This window comes from Streptomyces sp. Y309, from assembly GCF_056712025.1.
Genome location: NZ_JBWYAE010000004.1, coordinates 166,102 through 183,010, shown reverse-complemented (window position 1 = coordinate 183,010; position 16,909 = coordinate 166,102). Strand labels below are relative to the sequence as shown.

Below are 16,909 nucleotides of genomic sequence, written 5' to 3'. Positions count from 1 at the left end.
GTCGTCTCTTCTCAGTTGATTCCGAAGCCGTCGAGGAGATCGAAGATCTCGTCGTCGGTCGCGGATTCGATCTTTTCCCTGACCGTGTCGCCTTCCGCACCGTCTTCGGTTGCGGGCGCGGCGGTCACCTTGGCCAGCAGGGCGTTCAGCCGGACGGCGATCCGCTCCCGTCCGTCACCGCCCTCCGCCAGGCCGGACAGGGCCCACTCCAGGCCGTCGATCCCGGCGATCAGCGACTGGACGGCCTGCTCCTCGCCGGCCGTGTCGGAGGCGAGTTCGGCGCCCAGCAGCTCGGCGATCGCGGTCGGCGTCGGGTGGTCGAAAACCAGCGTCGCGGGCAGCCGCAACCCGGTCGCCGCGGTCAGCCGGTTGCGCAGCTGCACCGCCGTCAACGAGTCGAAGCCGACCTCGCGGAACGCCCGGTCAGGCTCAACCGCGTCCGCGGAGGAGTGGCCGAGCACCGAGGCGACCTGGGATCGCACCAGGTCCAGCAGCAGGGCGGGATGTTCCGCCTCCGGGGTGGCCGCCAGGCGCTCCCGGAAGGCGTCCGCGGCATCCGCCGCGCGCCGGGCGGGGTTGCGGACCAGGCCGCGCAGCAGGGGCGGCAGGGCGTCGGTGCGGGCCAGTTCGCGCAAGCCAGGCAGGTCCAGCCGGACCGGGACCAGGACGGCCTCGTCCATGGCCTGGGCGGTGTCGAGCAGTGCCAGACCCTCCTCGGAGGTGAGCGCCGCGACCCCGCCGCGCGACAGGCGTCGTACGTCGCCGTCGCCCAGGTGGCCGGTCATGCCGCTGGCCTCCTCCCACAGGCCCCAGGCAAGCGAGGTGGCCGGGAGCCCGGCCGCGCGGCGCTGCCAGGCCAGGGCGTCCAGGAAGGCGTTGGCCGCCGCGTAGTTGGCCTGGCCCGGGCCGCCGAAGACGCCGGCCGCGGAGGAGAACAGCACGAAGCCGGCGAGGTCCAGCCCCGCGGTCAGCTCGTGCAGATGCCAGGCCGCGTCTGTCTTCGGGCGCAGCACCCGGTCGACCTGGTCGGCAGTGAGCGTCCCGATCACGCCGTCGTCGAGGACGCCCGCGGCGTGCACCACGGCGGTCAGCGGGTGGGCGGCGGGGATGGCGGCCAGTACGGCGGCCAGCGCGTCCCGGTCGGCGGCATCGCATGCGGCGATCGTCACCTGCGCGCCGAGTGCGGCCAGTTCCTCCCGCAGCTCGGCGGCGCCGGGGGCGTCCAGACCGCGGCGGCTGGTCAGCAGCAGGTGCCGGACGCCGCGGGCGGTGACCAGGTGGCGGACGACGGTCGCGCCGAGGGTGCCGGTGCCGCCGGTGACGAGCACCGTGCCCTCCGGGCCCCACTCGGTGCCCGGTGTGGATCCGGCCGACACGGCTGCCCGGGCCAGGCGGGGCATGAACGCCGCCTCGGCACGGATCGCCAGCTGGTCCTCGCCGCCTGCCACGGCGCCGGCGAAGGCGCGCAGCGAGGCGTCGTGGCCGTCGAGGTCCACCAGCACCAGGCGGCCGGGGTTCTCCGACTGCGCGGAGCGCACCAGGCCCCACACGGCGGCCTGTGCCGGGTCGGGCGCGGTCTCGTCGGCCTGCCCGGTGGCGACTGCGCCGCTGGTGACGATCACCAGCCGGGAGGCGGTGAACCGGTCGTCGGCCAGCCAGTCGCGCACCAGCCGGAGCGTGCAGTGCACCGCCTCGCGGGCCGCGGCGGCCTGGTCCGCGGTCCCGGTCGGCCCGACGGGGCAGGCGACGACCAGGTCCGGCACGGTGCCGCCGAGGGCGGCCAGGCCGTCCAGGTCACCGGCCGTGCCGACGGGCACGCCCGCACCGCTCAGTGCGGCACCGATCTTCAGCGGGTCCTCACCGAGGACCGCCCAGTCGGCGGCCGGGGTGCCGGAGGTGACCGGCTCCGGCAGCCACTCCAGGCGGAACAGCGATTCGGTCCCCGTGCCGCCCGCGGCCGCCAGCTGCTCGGCCGAGATCCTGCGCACGGCGAGCGAGTCCACCGAGGCGACCGGGGTGCCCTCGGCGTCGGCGACGCGCACCCGTACCGCTTCGGTCCCGGCCGCGGAGAGCCGCACCCGCAGCGTCCTGGCGCCGGGGGCGGCGTGCAGCGAGACCCCGGACCAGGCGAACGGCAGCGGCACGCCGTCGCCGCCCGCCCCGGCCGGGTCCACGAACCGGCCCAGGCCGATCGCGTGCAGCGCGGCGTCCAGCAGCGCCGGGTGCAGCCCGAACGCTTCCGCCTCGGTGTCCTCAGGCAGGGCGACCGCGGCGAAGACCTCGTCGTCGGCGCGCCAGGCGGCCCGTACGCCCTGGAAGGTCGGCCCGTACTCCAGGCCGGCCGTGGCCAGTTCGTCGTAGAGGGCGGTGACGTCCACCGGTTCGGCGCCCAGCGGCGGCCAGCTCTGCGCCGTCTCGTCGCTGACGGCCTCGGGTCCGGCCTCGGCCAGCGTGCCGGCCGCGTGCCGGGTCCAGCTCTGCTCGGCCGCAGCGTCCTCCCGGCGGGAGTGGATCAGCACCGAGCGGTTCCCGCCGGCGTCCGGCTCACCGACCGAGACGCGCAGCTGGACGCCGCCCGCCTCGGGCAGCACCAGCGGCGCCTGAAGGGTCAGTTCGGTCACCGCACCGCAGCCGGCCTGGGCGCCCGCCTGGAGCGCCAGCTCCACCAGCGCGGCCCCAGGCAGCAGCACGGTGCCCATCACGGCGTGGTCCGCCAGCCACGGGTGGGTGTCCACGCCGACCCGGCCGGCCAGCAGCAGCGCCTCCGAGTCGGGCAGCGCCACCGCGGCGCCCAGCAGCGGGTGCCCGGTGCTGCCCAGGCCGATCGAGGCCGCGTTGCCGCCGCCGGCGGCGCTGCCGGTCAGCCAGTAGCGCTGCCGCTGGAAGGCGTAGGTGGGCAGGTCGACGCGGGCGGCTGGAGTCCCGTCGAACACCGCGGCCCAGTCGGGCGTGGCGCCGCGGACGTATGCCTCGGCCAGCGAGGTCAGCAGCCGGCCGCGGCCGCCGTCGCCGCGGTGCAGCGAGCCCACCACGACGGCGTCGCTGCCGGTCTCGTCCAGCGTCTGCTGCACTCCCAGCGTCAGCACCGGGTGGGGGCTGGACTCGACGAAGGTGCCGAAGCCTTGTCCTGCGAGGTCGTGGATGGCGTTCGCGAACCGGACGGTCTGCCGCAGGTTCCGGTACCAGTAGGCGGCGTCCAGCCGCTCGGTGTCGATGAACTCCCCGTCCACCGTGGAGTAGAAGGGTATTCGGGAGCGGCGCGGCTCGATCGGCGCGAGCAGCTCCAGCAGCCGCTCCTCGATCTCCTCCACGTGCGCGGAGTGCGAGGCGTAGTCGACGGCGATCCGGCGGTTGCGGATCTCCTCGGCGGTGCACTCTGCGGCCAGTTCGTCCAGCGCCGCGGAGTCGCCGGAGATGACGACGGAGGCGGAGCCGTTGACGGCGGCGACCGAGAGCCGCCCGCCCCAGCGCTCCAGCCTGGCCGCGGCCTGCTCCTCGGGCAGTGCGACGGACAGCATGCCGCCGCGGCCGGAGAGCACGCCGATCGCCTGGCTGCGCAGCGCCACCACACGCGCCGCGTCCTGCAGCGACAGCGCCCCGGCCACACAGGCGGCGGCGATCTCACCCTGGCTGTGGCCGACGACCACGCCCGGCTCGATGCCCAGCGAGCGCCACACCTCTGCCAGCGAGACCATCACCGCGAACAGCACGGGCTGCACTACATCGACCCGGTCGAAGGCGGGAACCCCCGCCGCGCCGCGCAGCACGTCCATCAGCGACCAGTCGGTGAACGGTTCCAGCGCGGCAGCGCATTCACCCAGCCGCTGCGCGAAGACCGGTGAGGAGTCGAACAGCTCGAGCGCCATGCCGGTCCACTGCGAGCCCTGGCCCGGGAAGAGGAACGCGGCCTTCCCCGCGGCCCCGGCGACGCCCTCCACGAGGTTCGGCGCCGACTCACCCCTCGCCAGCGCGGTCAGGCCCGCGAGCAGGTCGTCCCGCTCGGCGCCCACCACGACGGCCCGGTGCTCGAAGGCGGTCCGGCCGAGCGCCAGCGAGCCCGCGATGTCCACCGGCGCGGTGCCGGGCTGCTGCTGGAGGTGGGCCAGCAGCCGCTGGGCCTGCGCACGCAGCGCCGGCTGGCTCCTGGCCGAGAGCGCCCAGGGCACCACCGGCGCCTCGGTGGCGGCCTGCGGTGCGGCGGGCTCCTCGACCGGCGCGTGCTCCAGGATCACATGGGCGTTGGTGCCGCTGAAGCCGAACGAGGACACCGCGGCGCGGCGCGGACGGCCGGTCTGCGGCCAGTTGCGGGCCTTGGTCAGCAGCTCGACGGCGCCCGCCGACCAGTCGACGTGCGGGGTCGGCTCCTCGACGTGCAGGGTCTTGGGCAGCAGCCCGTGCCGCATCGCCATGACCATCTTGATCACACCACCGACACCGGCGGCCGCCTGGCTATGCCCGATATTCGACTTCAACGACCCCAGCCACAACGGCTCCGCGTCCTCACGCCCCTGACCGTAGGTGGCCAACAGCGCCTGCGCCTCGATCGGGTCGCCCAGCATTGTCCCCGTGCCGTGCGCCTCCACGGCGTCCACGTCCGTCGCGGTCAGCCCAGCGCCGACCAGCGCCTGCCGGATCACCCGCTGCTGCGAGGGACCATTCGGCGCGGTCAGACCGTTGCTGGCACCGTCCTGGTTGACCGCCGAACCCCGCACCACCGCCAGCACCTGATGACCGTTACGCCGCGCGTCCGACAACCGCTCGACCAGCAGCATGCCGACACCCTCGGCCCAGCCGGTGCCATCCGCCGACGCGGCAAACGCCTTACACCGGCCATCCCGCGCCAACCCACGCTGCCTGGAGAAGTCGATGAACGTGCCCGGGGTGGCCATCACGGTCACACCACCGGCCAGGGCCATGTCGCACTCGCCGGCCCGCAGCGCCTGTACCGCCATGTGCAGCGCCACCAGGGACGACGAGCAGGCCGTGTCGATGGTGACGGCCGGGCCCTCAAGACCGAAGACGTAACTCACCCGGCCGGAGACCACACTGCCGGCGGTGCCGGTGCCCACGAAGCCGTCCACGCCCTCGGGCACCGAACCGCCCAGCTGCGTCGCGTAGTCGTGGTACATCGAGCCCGCGAAGACGCCGGTGCGGCTGCCGCGCGCCGAGGACGGGTCGATCCCGGCCCGCTCGAACGCCTCCCACACCGCTTCCAGCAGCAGCCGCTGCTGCGGGTCCATCGCCGTCGCCTCGCGCGGGCTGATCCCGAAGAACGCCGGGTCGAACTCGGCGGCCTGGTGCAGGAAGCCGCCCTCCCGGGCGTAGCTCTTGCCCGGCTTGTCCGGGTCCGGGTCGTACAGGTCCTCCAGGTCCCAGCCGCGATTGGTCGGGAAGCCGGAGATCGCGTCGCCTGCGGACGCCACCAGCGACCACAGCTGCTCGGGCGAGCCGACCCCGCCCGGGTAGCGGCAGGCCATGCCGACGATGGCGATCGGGTCGCCGTCCACCGCGGCCGAGGCCCGGCGCGTCACGGACGCCGATGCCTCCACGCCGCCGCCGAGCAACTCCTCCCCCAGATAGCCGGCAATGGCCGCCGGAGTCGGGTAGTCGAAGACCAGCGTGGCGGGCAGCCGCAGCCCGGTCGCCTCGCCCAGGCGGTTGCGCAGCTCCACGGCGGTCAGCGAGTCGAAGCCGATCTCGTTGAATGCCCGCTCCGCCTCGATCACCACGCCCGAGGCGTGGCCGAGGACGGCCGCCACCTCATCGCGCACCAGGTCGAGCAGGAGCGCCGCGCGCTCACCCTCGCCGACGGCCAGCAGCCGCTGGCGGAGAGTGTCCGCCCTGCCGCCGTCGGCGACGCGCCGTACCGTCGTACGGACCAGACCGCGCAGCAGCGGAGGCAGCGCGCCGGAACCCGCCGCGGCGCGCAGCACCGGCAGATCCAGGCTCACCGGCAGCAGCGCGGCCCCGGCCACCGAGCCCGCAAGGTCGAACAGCGCCAGGCCGTCCCGCGCGGACAGCGCCAGCACGCCGCCCCGCGCCATCCTGGCCAGGTCGGCCTCGTCCAGGCTCTCGGCCATGCCACCGGACAGCCCGGCGGACGGCGCCCACAGGCCCCAGGCCAGCGAGGTGGCCGACAGGCCGGATGCCGCGCGCAGCTCGGCCAGCGCGTCCAGGAAGCCGTTGGCCGCCGCGTAGTTGCCCTGTCCGGCGCTGCCGAAGACACCGGACGCGGAGGAGAACAGCACGAACGCGGTCAGGTCCAGGTCGCGGGTCAGCTCGTGCAGATGCCAGGCCGCGTCCACCTTGGGCCGGAAGACCCGGTCGATACGCTCCGGGGTCAGCGAGTCGATCGTGCGGTCGTCCAGCACACCCGCGGTATGTACGACACCGGTCAGCGGATGCTCGGCGGGCACGGAGGCCAGCAGCGCGGCCAGCGCCTCCCGGTCCGCCACATCACAGGCCGCCACGGTCATCTGGGCGCCCAGGCCCGCGAGTTCCTCGCGCAGCTCGGCCGCGCCCGGGGCGTCCAGGCCCCGGCGGCTGGTCAGCAGCAGATGCCGTACGCCGTGCTCGGCCACCAGATGACGGGCCACCAGCGCGCCCAGCGCACCGGTGCCGCCGGTGATGAGCACCGTGCCCTCGCCGTCCCAGCGCGCGGCCGCCGGCTCCGCGGAGCGGCTGACCCGCGCCAGACGCGGCGCCCGCACCACGCCTTCGCGGATCGACAGTTGGTGCTCCGCACCACTGCCGACCGCGGCGGCCAGCGCCGCCAGGGACTCCTGGTGCCCGTCCACATCGGCCAGCACGATCCGCCCCGGGTGCTCCGACTGCGCGGAGCGCACCAGGCCCCACACCGCCGCGAGCGCCGGATCCGCAAACGCCTCACGGGTCAGCACCACCAGTCGCGCGCCGGCGAAGCCGTCGTGTCCCAGCCAGCTCTGGACCAGGTCCAGCGTGGCATGCGCGGCCGCCCTGGCCGCGTCGGGCACACTCTCACCCGCGGCAGACCCGCAGGGCGCCACCACGACATCGGGAACGGCCTCGCCCGCTTCGACGGCGGCGGCGAGCGCCGCCAGGTCGGGCACGTCCTGGCCCAGGAACACCCAACGGCCCGCGTCCTGCGCGGCGTCCGCCCCACCGGGCGGCGTCACCGTCGCCCAGTCGACCCGGAACAGCGAGTCGCGGTAGGTGTTGTCCGTCTGCTCCAGCTGGTCGGCCGCGATCGGCCGCACGGCGAGCGAGTCGACAGTGGCGACCGCCTCGCCGGTGCCGTCGGCGATGGCCAGCGCCACGCTCTCGCCGCCGGACCGGGTGACCCGGACCCGCAGCACGGTGGCGCCGGTGGCGTGCAGGGTGACCCCGGACCAGGCGAACGGCAGCCGGGCACGGCCGTCGTCCGCCACGAAGTCGCCGAGCGCGAGCGCGTGAAGCGCGGCGTCCAGCAGCGCGGGGTGCAGACTGAACGCGCCCGCCTCCGCGGCCTCGTCCAGCCCCACCTCGGCGAAGACCTCACCGTCCCGGCGCCAGGCGGCATTCAGCCCCTGGAACACCGGCCCGTACTCCAGCCCGTTCGCGGCGAGCCGGGCATAGAGGTCCTCGACCGGGACAGGGGCCGCACCCTCCGGCGGCCAGACCGCCAGCCCGGCGTCCGCGGCTGCCGGAGCCCCCGGCGCCACCGCACCCGAGGCATGACACACCCATGGGGCGTCGTCCGGCGCGCCCTCGGCACGCGAGTAGATGTCCACGGCACGGCGGGCCCGCGCGTCGGCCGCGCCGATCGAGACGCGCAGCTGCACGCCCCCGTGCTCGGGCAGCACCAGCGGAGCCTGAAGCGTCAGCTCTTCGACCGTGCCGCAACCGACCTGGTCACCGGCCCGGATCGCCAGCTCGATCAGCGCCGTGCCCGGGACGAGTACGGCCCCGGCGACGACATGGTCGGCCAGCCACGGCTGCGCGTCCACCGACACCCGGCCGGTCAGCAGCGACGTGTCCGAGTCCGGCAGCGCGACCGTCGCGCCGAGGAAGGGATGCTCGGCCGCGCCGAGGCCCACCGCCGCCAGATCCCCGACCGCGGGACCCGCGGAGGCCAGCCAGTAGTGCTGGCGCTGGAAGGCGTACGTGGGCAGGTCGACGCGGGCGGCGCCGGTTCCGGCGAAGAAGGCCGCCCAGTCGACGGAGTTGCCGGTGATGTGAACTTGGCCGAGGCCGGAGACGACGGCCTCCGGCTCGGACCGGTTCTTGCGCAGGGCCGGAATGAAGGCCGCGTCTTCGCTCTCGGGCAGGCAGTCCTGGGCCATCGCCGTCAGGACACCGCCGGGGCCCAGCTCCAGGAAGGTCCGCACACCTTCGGCATGCAGGGTCTGGATCTCGTCGTGGAAGCGGACGGCCTCACGGACATGCCGCACCCAGTACTCCGGCGACGTCACCTCCCCAGTCATCGCGATGCGCGGCGGGTTGAACGTCAGCGACTCCGCCACCTTCCGGAAGTCGGCCAGCATCCCGTCCATCCGGAAAGAGTGGAAGGCGTGCGAGACCGTCAGCCTCTTGGACGTCGCGAACAGCCCGGCGACAGCGGCGACAGCGTCCTCGTCACCGGAGATCACCACGGCTTTCGGCCCGTTGACCGCCGCGATATTCACGCCGTCGATCAGCAGCGGACGGACCTCGTCCTCCGATGCCTGGAGCGAGACCATCGCCCCGCCTGTCGGCAGGGACTGCATCAACCGGCCGCGCGCGGCGACCAGCTTGCCCGCGTCCGCCAGCGACAGCACCCCGGCCACATGCGCCGCAACCAGCTCACCAATCGAATGACCACCGACGAAGTCCGGCTTCACACCCCACGACTCGACCAGGCGGAACAGCGCCACCTCGACCGCGAACAGCGCGCACTGCGTGAACTCCGTCTGGTCCAGCAGCTCGGCGTCGTCCAGCACCGCCGGGTCCAACCCCAGTGCCGCACACGCCTCACCGAAAGCCGACGCGAACACCGGGAACGCATCCCGCAACTCCCGGCCCATCCCGACCCGCTGCGCACCCTGGCCCGTAAAGAGCACCGCAAGCTTGCCACCGAGCACCCGGCCCGACGTCACATCAGAACCGACAACCACCGCCCGGTGCTCGAACGACGCCCGACCGATCGCCAGCGAGAACCCGACATCCACCGGGTTCAGGTCCGCTCCGGCCTCACGCACCCGCTCGACCTGCGCCGTCAGCGCAGCCTCGCTCTTTGCGGAGACCATCCACGGCACCACCGGAAGCTCGACACCGCCCTCAACGGGGACATCAACCTCCGGCACCTGCTCCAGAATCACATGGGCATTCGTCCCGCTGAAGCCGAACGACGAGACACCCGCGCGCCGGGGCTGCTGCTCCCGCTGCGGCCACTCACGCGCCTCCGTGACCAGCTCCACGGCCCCAGCCGACCACTCCACATGCGGCGTGGGCTCGTCCACATGCAGGGTCTTGGGCAGCAGCCCGTGCCGCATCGCCATGACCATCTTGATCACACCGGCAACACCAGCAGCCGCCTGCGTGTGCCCGATGTTCGACTTGATCGAGCCCAGCCACAACGGGTCACCGGCCTCGCCCCGCTCCTGGCCATACGTCGCCAGCAGGGCCTGGGCCTCGATCGGGTCGCCCAGCCGGGTGCCGGTGCCGTGCGCCTCCACCGCGTCCACATCGGCGGTCGAGAGCCCCGCCCCGGCCAGCGCCTGACGGATCACCCGCTGCTGGGACGGACCGTTGGGGGCGGTCAGGCCATTGCTCGCGCCGTCCTGGTTGATCGCCGAACCCCGCACCACCGCCAGCACCTGATGACCATTACGCCGCGCGTCCGACAACCGCTCCACGACGAGCATGCCGACACCCTCACCCCAACCGGTGCCATCCGCCGCACCGGCGAACGCCTTGCACCGACCGTCCCCGGCCAGGCCCCGCTGCCGGGAAAAGTCGACGAACGCGTTGGGCGTCGCCATGACGGTGACGCCGCCCGCGAGGGCGAGCGAGCACTCGCCCTGCCGCAGCGCCTGCACCGCCAGATGCAGCGCGACCAGCGACGACGAGCACGCGGTGTCGACGGTGACCGCCGGGCCCTCCAGACCCAGGGTGTACGAGACGCGCCCGGAGAGGACACTGGCGGAGGTGCCCGTCCCCAGGAACGCCTCGACGCCGTCCGGCACCGAGGTCAGCCGGGTGCCGTAGTCGTGGTAGATCACGCCCGCGTAGACGCCGGTACGGCTGCCGCGCAGGGTTCCCGGGTCGATCCCGGCCCGTTCGAACGCCTCCCACGATGCCTCCAGCAGCAGCCGCTGCTGCGGGTCCATCGCCAGCGCCTCACGCGGGCTGATCCCGAAGAAGGACGGGTCGAACTCGGCCGCCTCGTGCAGGAATCCGCCGTCACGGGTGTACGAGGTCCCCGGACGGCTGCCCTCCGGGTCGTACAGCGACGCCACATCCCAGCCACGATCCAGCGGGAACGTCGACATCGCGTCCCCACCCTCCACCAGCAGCCGCCACAGCTCCTCCGGCGAGGACACCCCACCCGGGAAGCGACAGCTCATCCCCACGATCACGATCGGATCGTCGTCGGCGGTCGCGGTGATCTGGACCGCGGTCGCCGCCTTGGCCAGGTCGCCGGCCAGCTCCTCGCGTATGTACGCCATGAGCTCGGCGGGCGTGGGGTAGTCGAAGACCAGGGTCGCCGGCAGCCGCAGCCCGGTGACCGCGTTCATCCGGTTCCGCAGCTCCACCGCGGTCAGCGAGTCGAAACCGATCTCCTTGAACGAACGATCCACCTCCACCGCATCCGCCCCGGCATGGCCGAGGACGACCGCGACCTGCTCGCGCACCAGGTCCAGCAGCGCGCCGTCGCGCTCGGACTCCGGCAGGGCGGCGAGCCGCTCGGTCAGCGAATCGGCCGTGGCCGCACCGGATTCGGCGGCCCGCCTGCGGGGCGCGCGGACCAGTCCGCGCAGGATCGGCGGCACCTCGTCGGCGTGCGGCGCCAGGACCGCGGTGTCCAGGTGCATCGGCAGGGTGAGGGCTTCGGCGACGATCTGCGCCGTGTCGAACAGCGCCAGCCCGTCCTCGCCGGACAGCGGCGCGAAGCCCTCGCGTGCCATGCGGCCCAGGTCGGCGTCGCTGAGGCCGCCGGACATGCCCTCCGCCTCGGCCCAGGGGCCCCAGGCGAGGGAGGCGCCGGGGAGTCCGGCCCGGCGGCGCTGGTGTGCCAGCGCGTCGAGGAAGGCGTTGGCGGCCGAGTAGTTGCCCTGTCCCGGGTTGCCGAGGGTGCCGGCCGCCGAGGAGAACAGCACGAACGCCGACAGGTCCAGCCCTGCGGTCAGTTCGTGGAGGTTGAGCGCGGCGTCGACCTTCGGCCGGAAGACCGTCGTCAGCCGCTCCGGGGTCAGCGCGTCGATGATGCCGTCATCGATCACACCGGCGGTGTGCACCACGCCGCTCAGCGGGTGCTCGGCGGGCACGGAGGCCAGCAGCGCGGTCAGCGCCTCCCGGTCCGCCACATCACAGGCGGCGATAGTCACCTGGGCGCCGGCCGCGGCGAGTTCGTCGCGCAGCTCGGCGGCACCAGGCGCTCCCAGGCCGCGCCTGCTGGTCAGCAGCAGATGCCGCACCCCGTGCTCGGCCACCAGATGACGGGCCACCAGCGCGCCCAGCGCACCGGTCGCGCCGCTCACCAGCACCGTGCCATCGGCGTCCCAGCTCCTGGGGACGGTGAGCACGATCTTGCCGATGTTCTTCGCCTGGCCCAGGTAGCGGAACGCCTCCGGCGCCCGCCGCACGTCCCAGGCGGTGACCGGCAGCGGACGCAGCGCGCCGCTCTCGAAGAGGCCGAGCAGCTCGGTCAGGATCTCCTGGATGCGGTCCGGTCCGGCATCGGTGACATCGAACGCCTGGTACGAGACACCGGGGTGCGCCGCGGCGACCTGGTCGGCGTCACGGATGTCGGTCTTGCCCATCTCGACAAAGCGGCCGCCGCGCGGCAGCAGCCGCAGCGAGGCGTCCACGAACTCCCTGGCCAGCGAGTCGAGTACGGCATCCACGCCTCGGCCGGAGGTCGCGGCGAGGAAGTCGGCCTCGAAGTCGAGGGTGCGGGAGGAGGCAATGTGTGCCTCATCCAGGCCGAGTTCGCGCAGCCGGTGCCACTTGCCCTGGCTGGCCGTGCCGAAAACCTCCGCGCCCAGGTGGCGGGCCAGTTGCACCGCGGCCGAGCCGACACCGCCCGCCGCCGCGTGCACCAGCACGGACTCGCCGGACTTCAGCCCGGCCAGGTCCACCAGCGCGTAGTAGGCCGTCAGGAACACCACCGGGGCCGCGGCGGCCTCGGCGAACGTCCAGCCCCGCGGCATCCGCGCCAGCAGCCGCCGGTCGGCGATCGCGGTGGGGCCGAAGGCCGCGGTCGACACCATGCCCAGCACCCGGTCGCCCGGTGCCAGGTCGGTGACGCCCTCGCCGACCTCCAGGACGACACCGGCGCCCTCGAAGCCGAGCAGACCGGCATCGCCCGGGTACATACCCAGGACGTTGAGCACATCGCGGAAGTTCAGGCCGGCCGCCCGCACCGCGATCCGGACCTCACCGGCCTTCAGCGGCGCGGTGGCCTCCGGTGCCGGGATCAGTTGCAGGTTCTCGAAGGTGCCCTTCTCGGCGGCATCCAGCCGCCAGGCGAGTGCCCCGGCCGGGGTCGCCAGCACGGCGTCGGTGGCAACCCGGGCGAGGCGGGCGACGAGCAGCCGCTCGCCGCGCACCGCGAGCTGAGGCTCCCCTCCCCCAGACTCCGTCCCGGGGGACCCCCAGGCCAGCGCGGCGGCGGGCACCCGCAGCAGGCTCGCGTCGTCTGCTTCCGCCGGGCCATCGACGTCGATCAGGACGACCCGGTCCGGGTTCTCGGACTGGGCGGAGCGCACCAGACCCCACACGGCAGCGTGCGCCAGGTCGGACACGTCCTCGGTCGATTCGACCGCGACCGCGCCCCGGGTCACCAGCACCAGACGGGAGGAGGCGAACCGGTCCTCGGCCAGCCACCGCTGCACCAGGTCCAGCGCCCGTGCCGTCGCCTCGCGCACCGTCGCCTCGTGTGCCGGCCCGTCGTGTGCCGTCGCGCCGTCCGCCGTCGGGTCGTTCGCGGACCCGGGCACCGGGCCGCAGGCCACCAGCACCGCGTCCGGCAGGGCGGTACCGGAGGCGACCGCCTCCGCCAGCGCGTCCAGGTCCGGGTAAGCGGAGGTGGCGCCAGCCGCGGCACCCGCGACCTCGACCCGGAACCGGTCGTCGGTGAGCAGCGCCCAGCTCTGCTCGGCCCCGCCCTCGCGGGCAGCCGCCGGGAGCGCGGCCCAGTCGAGGCGGAACAGCGACTCGTGGTGGGCCGCCGCGGCGTTCAGCTGGTCGGCCGAGATGGTGCGCAGCACCAGCGATTCGACCGAGACCACCGGGGCGCCGGTGCCATCGGCGATGGCCAGCCGGACGCCGTCGGCCCCGGCGGGCGAGACCCGGACGCGTAGCGCCGACGCACCCGAGGCATGCAACGTCACCCCGCTCCAGGCGAAGGGCAGCCGGGCCCCATCGGGCTCACCGCCACCGGCGAACGCCAGGGAGTGCAGCGCCGCGTCGAGCACCGCCGGGTGCAGGCCGAACGCGGCGGCATCGGAGTCCGCGCCGTCGTGCGCGGACTCCGGCAGGACCACCTCGGCATACACCTCGTCGCCCAGGCGCCAGGCGGCACGCAGCCCCTGGAAGAGCGGCCCGTACTGCAGACCGGTCCCGGCCAGCCGCTCGTAGAGGCCGTCGACCTCCACGGCCTCGGCACCGGCCGGCGGCCAGACCGCCATCCGGAAGTCGGCGGCCTGCCCGGCAGTGGCCAGCACGCCGGTGGCGTGCCGGGTCCAGGGCTGGTCGACGGCCTCGTCCTCGCGCCGGGAGTAGACGGTCACCTCGCGGCGGCCGGACGCGTCCGGCTCGCCGACCGCCAGCTGCACCTGGACGCCGCCCCGCTCGGGCAGCACCAGCGGCGCCTCCAGGGTCAGCTCCTCGACCGTGTCACAGCCGACCTGGTCGCCCGCCCGGATCGCCAGCTCCACGAACGCGGTCCCCGGCAGCACGGCCGAGCCCATCACCGCGTGGTCTGCCAGCCACGGGTGGGTGTGCAGGGAGAGCCGGCCGGTGAAGATGTGGCCGCCCGATCCGGCCAGCACCACGGCCGCACCGAGCAGCGGGTGATCGGCCGAGCCGAGGCCGAGCCCGCCCGCGTCGGCGGCGGAGATCGTGCCGCGCGGCCAGTAGCGCTGCCGCTGGAACGGGTACGTGGGCAGGTCGACGCGCTGAGCGCCGGTCCCGGCGAAGAAGGCCGCCCAGTCGACGTCACTGCCGTGGACGTGCAGCTGAGCCAGGGCGGAGACGATGGACCGGGCCTCGGCCTCGTTCTTCCGCAAGGCTGGGACGAAGACCACCGACTCCGGGTCGGCGTCGGGCAGGCAGTCCTGGGCCATGGCGGTGAGGACGCCGCCGGGGCCCAGCTCCAGGAAGGTGCGGACGCCTTCGGCGTGGAGGCTCTGGATCTCGTCGTGGAAGCGGACGGCCTCACGGACATGCCGCACCCAGTACTCCGGCGACGTCACCTCCCCCGTCATCGCGATGCGCGGCGGGTTGAAGGTCAGCGACTCCGCCACCTTCCGGAAGTCGGCCAGCATCCCGCCCATACGGAAGGAATGGAACGCATGCGAGACCGTCAGCCGCTTGGACGTCGCAAACTGCCCAGCGACAGCGAGAACCGCGTCTTCGTCACCGGAAATCACCACAGCGCGCGGGCCGTTGACCGCCGCGATATCCACCCCGTCGATCAGCAACGGACGGACCTCATCCTCCGACGCCTGCAGCGAGACCATCGCCCCGCCCGTCGGCAGCGCCTGCATCAACCGGCCCCGGGCCGCCACCAGCTTGCCCGCATCCTCCAGCGACAGCACCCCGGCCACATGCGCCGCAGCCAGCGCACCGATCGAATGACCACCGACAAAGTCCGGGCGCACACCCCACGACTCAACGAGCCGGAACAACGCCACCTCAACCGCGAACAACGCGCACTGCGTGAACTCCGTCTGGTCCAACCGCTCAGCGTCATCCAGCACCGCCGCATCCAACCCCAGCGCGCCACACGCCTCATCAAACGCCGCCGCGAACACCGGGAAGGCCGCATACAGCTCACGGCCCATCCCGACCCGCTGCGCACCCTGCCCCGTAAAGAGCACGGCCAGCTTGCCGCCCAGCACCCGCCCCGCGACCAGTCGGGTGAGGTCACCGTCGAGGGCGACGGCGCGGTGCTCGAAGGCCATCCGCTGCGCCAGGGTGGACCCGACGTCCAGCGGGTTCAGCCCGGCGGCAGCCTCGCGCACCTGCTCGACCCGCGCGGCCAGCGCCTCCGGCGTCTTGCCGGACAGCACCCACGGCACCACCGGCAGCTCGACACCACCATCCGCAGCGGCAGCCTCGGCCTCCGGCGCCTGCTCCAGAATCACATGCGCATTGGTGCCGCTGAAGCCGAACGACGAGACGCCCGCACGCCGGGGGCGTTCGGCGCTCGACGGCCACTGACGGGCCTTGGTCAGGAGCTCGACCGCGCCCGCCGACCACTCGACATGCGGCGTGGCCTCGTCCACGTGCAGCGTCCTGGGCAGCACGCCCTGCCGCATCGCCATGACCATCTTGATCACGCCACCGACGCCGGCGGCGGCCTGCGCGTGTCCGATGTTGGACTTCAGCGAGCCGAGCCAGAGCGGATCGCGGTCCTCGGGCCGGTTCTGCCCGTAAGTGGCCAGCAGCGCCTGGGCCTCGATCGGGTCACCCAGCGTGGTGCCGGTGCCGTGCGCCTCGACCACGTCGATGTCGCCGGCGGCCAGCCCGGCGCCGGTCAGGGCCTGCCGGATGACGCGCTGTTGGGACGGACCGTTGGGCGCGGTGAGGCCGTTGCTGGCGCCGTCCTGATTGATCGCCGAGCCGCGGATGACGGCCAGCACCTGGTGGCCGTTGCGACGCGCGTCCGACAGCTTCTCCAGCAGCAGCATGCCGACGCCCTCGGCCCAGCCGGTGCCGTCCGCCGCACCGGCGAACGCCTTGCACCGGCCGTCGGGGGCGAGGCCGCCCTGCCGGGCGAAGTCGACGAAGGTGGCCGGGGTGGCCATCACGGTGGCGCCACCGGCGAGGGCCAGGGTGCACTCACCCTGCCGCAGCGCCTGCACCGCGAGGTGCAGGGCGACCAGCGAAGAGGAGCAGGCGGTGTCGATGGTGACCGCGGGGCCTTCGAGTCCGAAGACGTAGCTGACCCGGCCGGAGGCGACACTGCTCGACGTTCCGGTGCCGAAATAGCCCTCGATGCCCTCGGGGTTGGCGGTGGCCAGGAAGGTCGCGTAGTCGTGGTAGGCGACGCCCGCGAACACACCGGTCTGGCTGCCGCGCAGCGCGGCGATGTCGACGCCCGCCCGCTCCAGGGCCTCCCAGGACGCCTCCAGCAGCAGCCGCTGCTGCGGGTCCATCGCCAGCGCCTCGCGCGGGTTGACCTCGAAGAACGCCGGGTCGAAGTCACCGGCGTCGTGCAGGAAGCCGCCTTCGCGGGTGTACGAGGTATTGGGCTTAGCACCCGTCGGGTCGTACAGCGCGTCGACGTCCCAGCCACGGTCGCGGGGGAACTCTGAGATCCCGTCGCCGTCCGACGCGACGAGGTCCCACAGCTCCTCGGGCGAGCGGACGCCGCCGGGGTAGCGACAGCTCATGCCGACGATGGCGATCGGCTCGGGCAGGGCCGTCTCGACCTCACGCAGCCGGCGGCGCGTCTGGTGCAGGTCGTTGGTGACCCGCTTGAGGTAGTCAAGCAGCTTCTGCTGATCGTTCATCGACTCAGCCT

At 73.7% G+C, this 16,909-nt stretch carries 1 protein-coding gene; it reads right to left on the bottom strand.

The features are described from left to right. Nucleotides 1-11 precede the first annotated feature (11 nt). Complete coding sequence (locus AC0KTA_RS41230) at nucleotides 12-16,898, bottom strand: SDR family NAD(P)-dependent oxidoreductase (protein WP_481057207.1); 16,887 nt, start codon at nucleotides 16,896-16,898, stop codon at nucleotides 12-14. Between the last annotated feature and the right edge of the window lie 11 nt (nucleotides 16,899-16,909).

Coding starts and splice junctions, on each gene's coding strand:
- AC0KTA_RS41230 (WP_481057207.1), bottom strand. CDS start 16,898: ATGAACGATCAGCAGAAGCTGCTTGACTACCTCAAGCGGGTCACCAAC.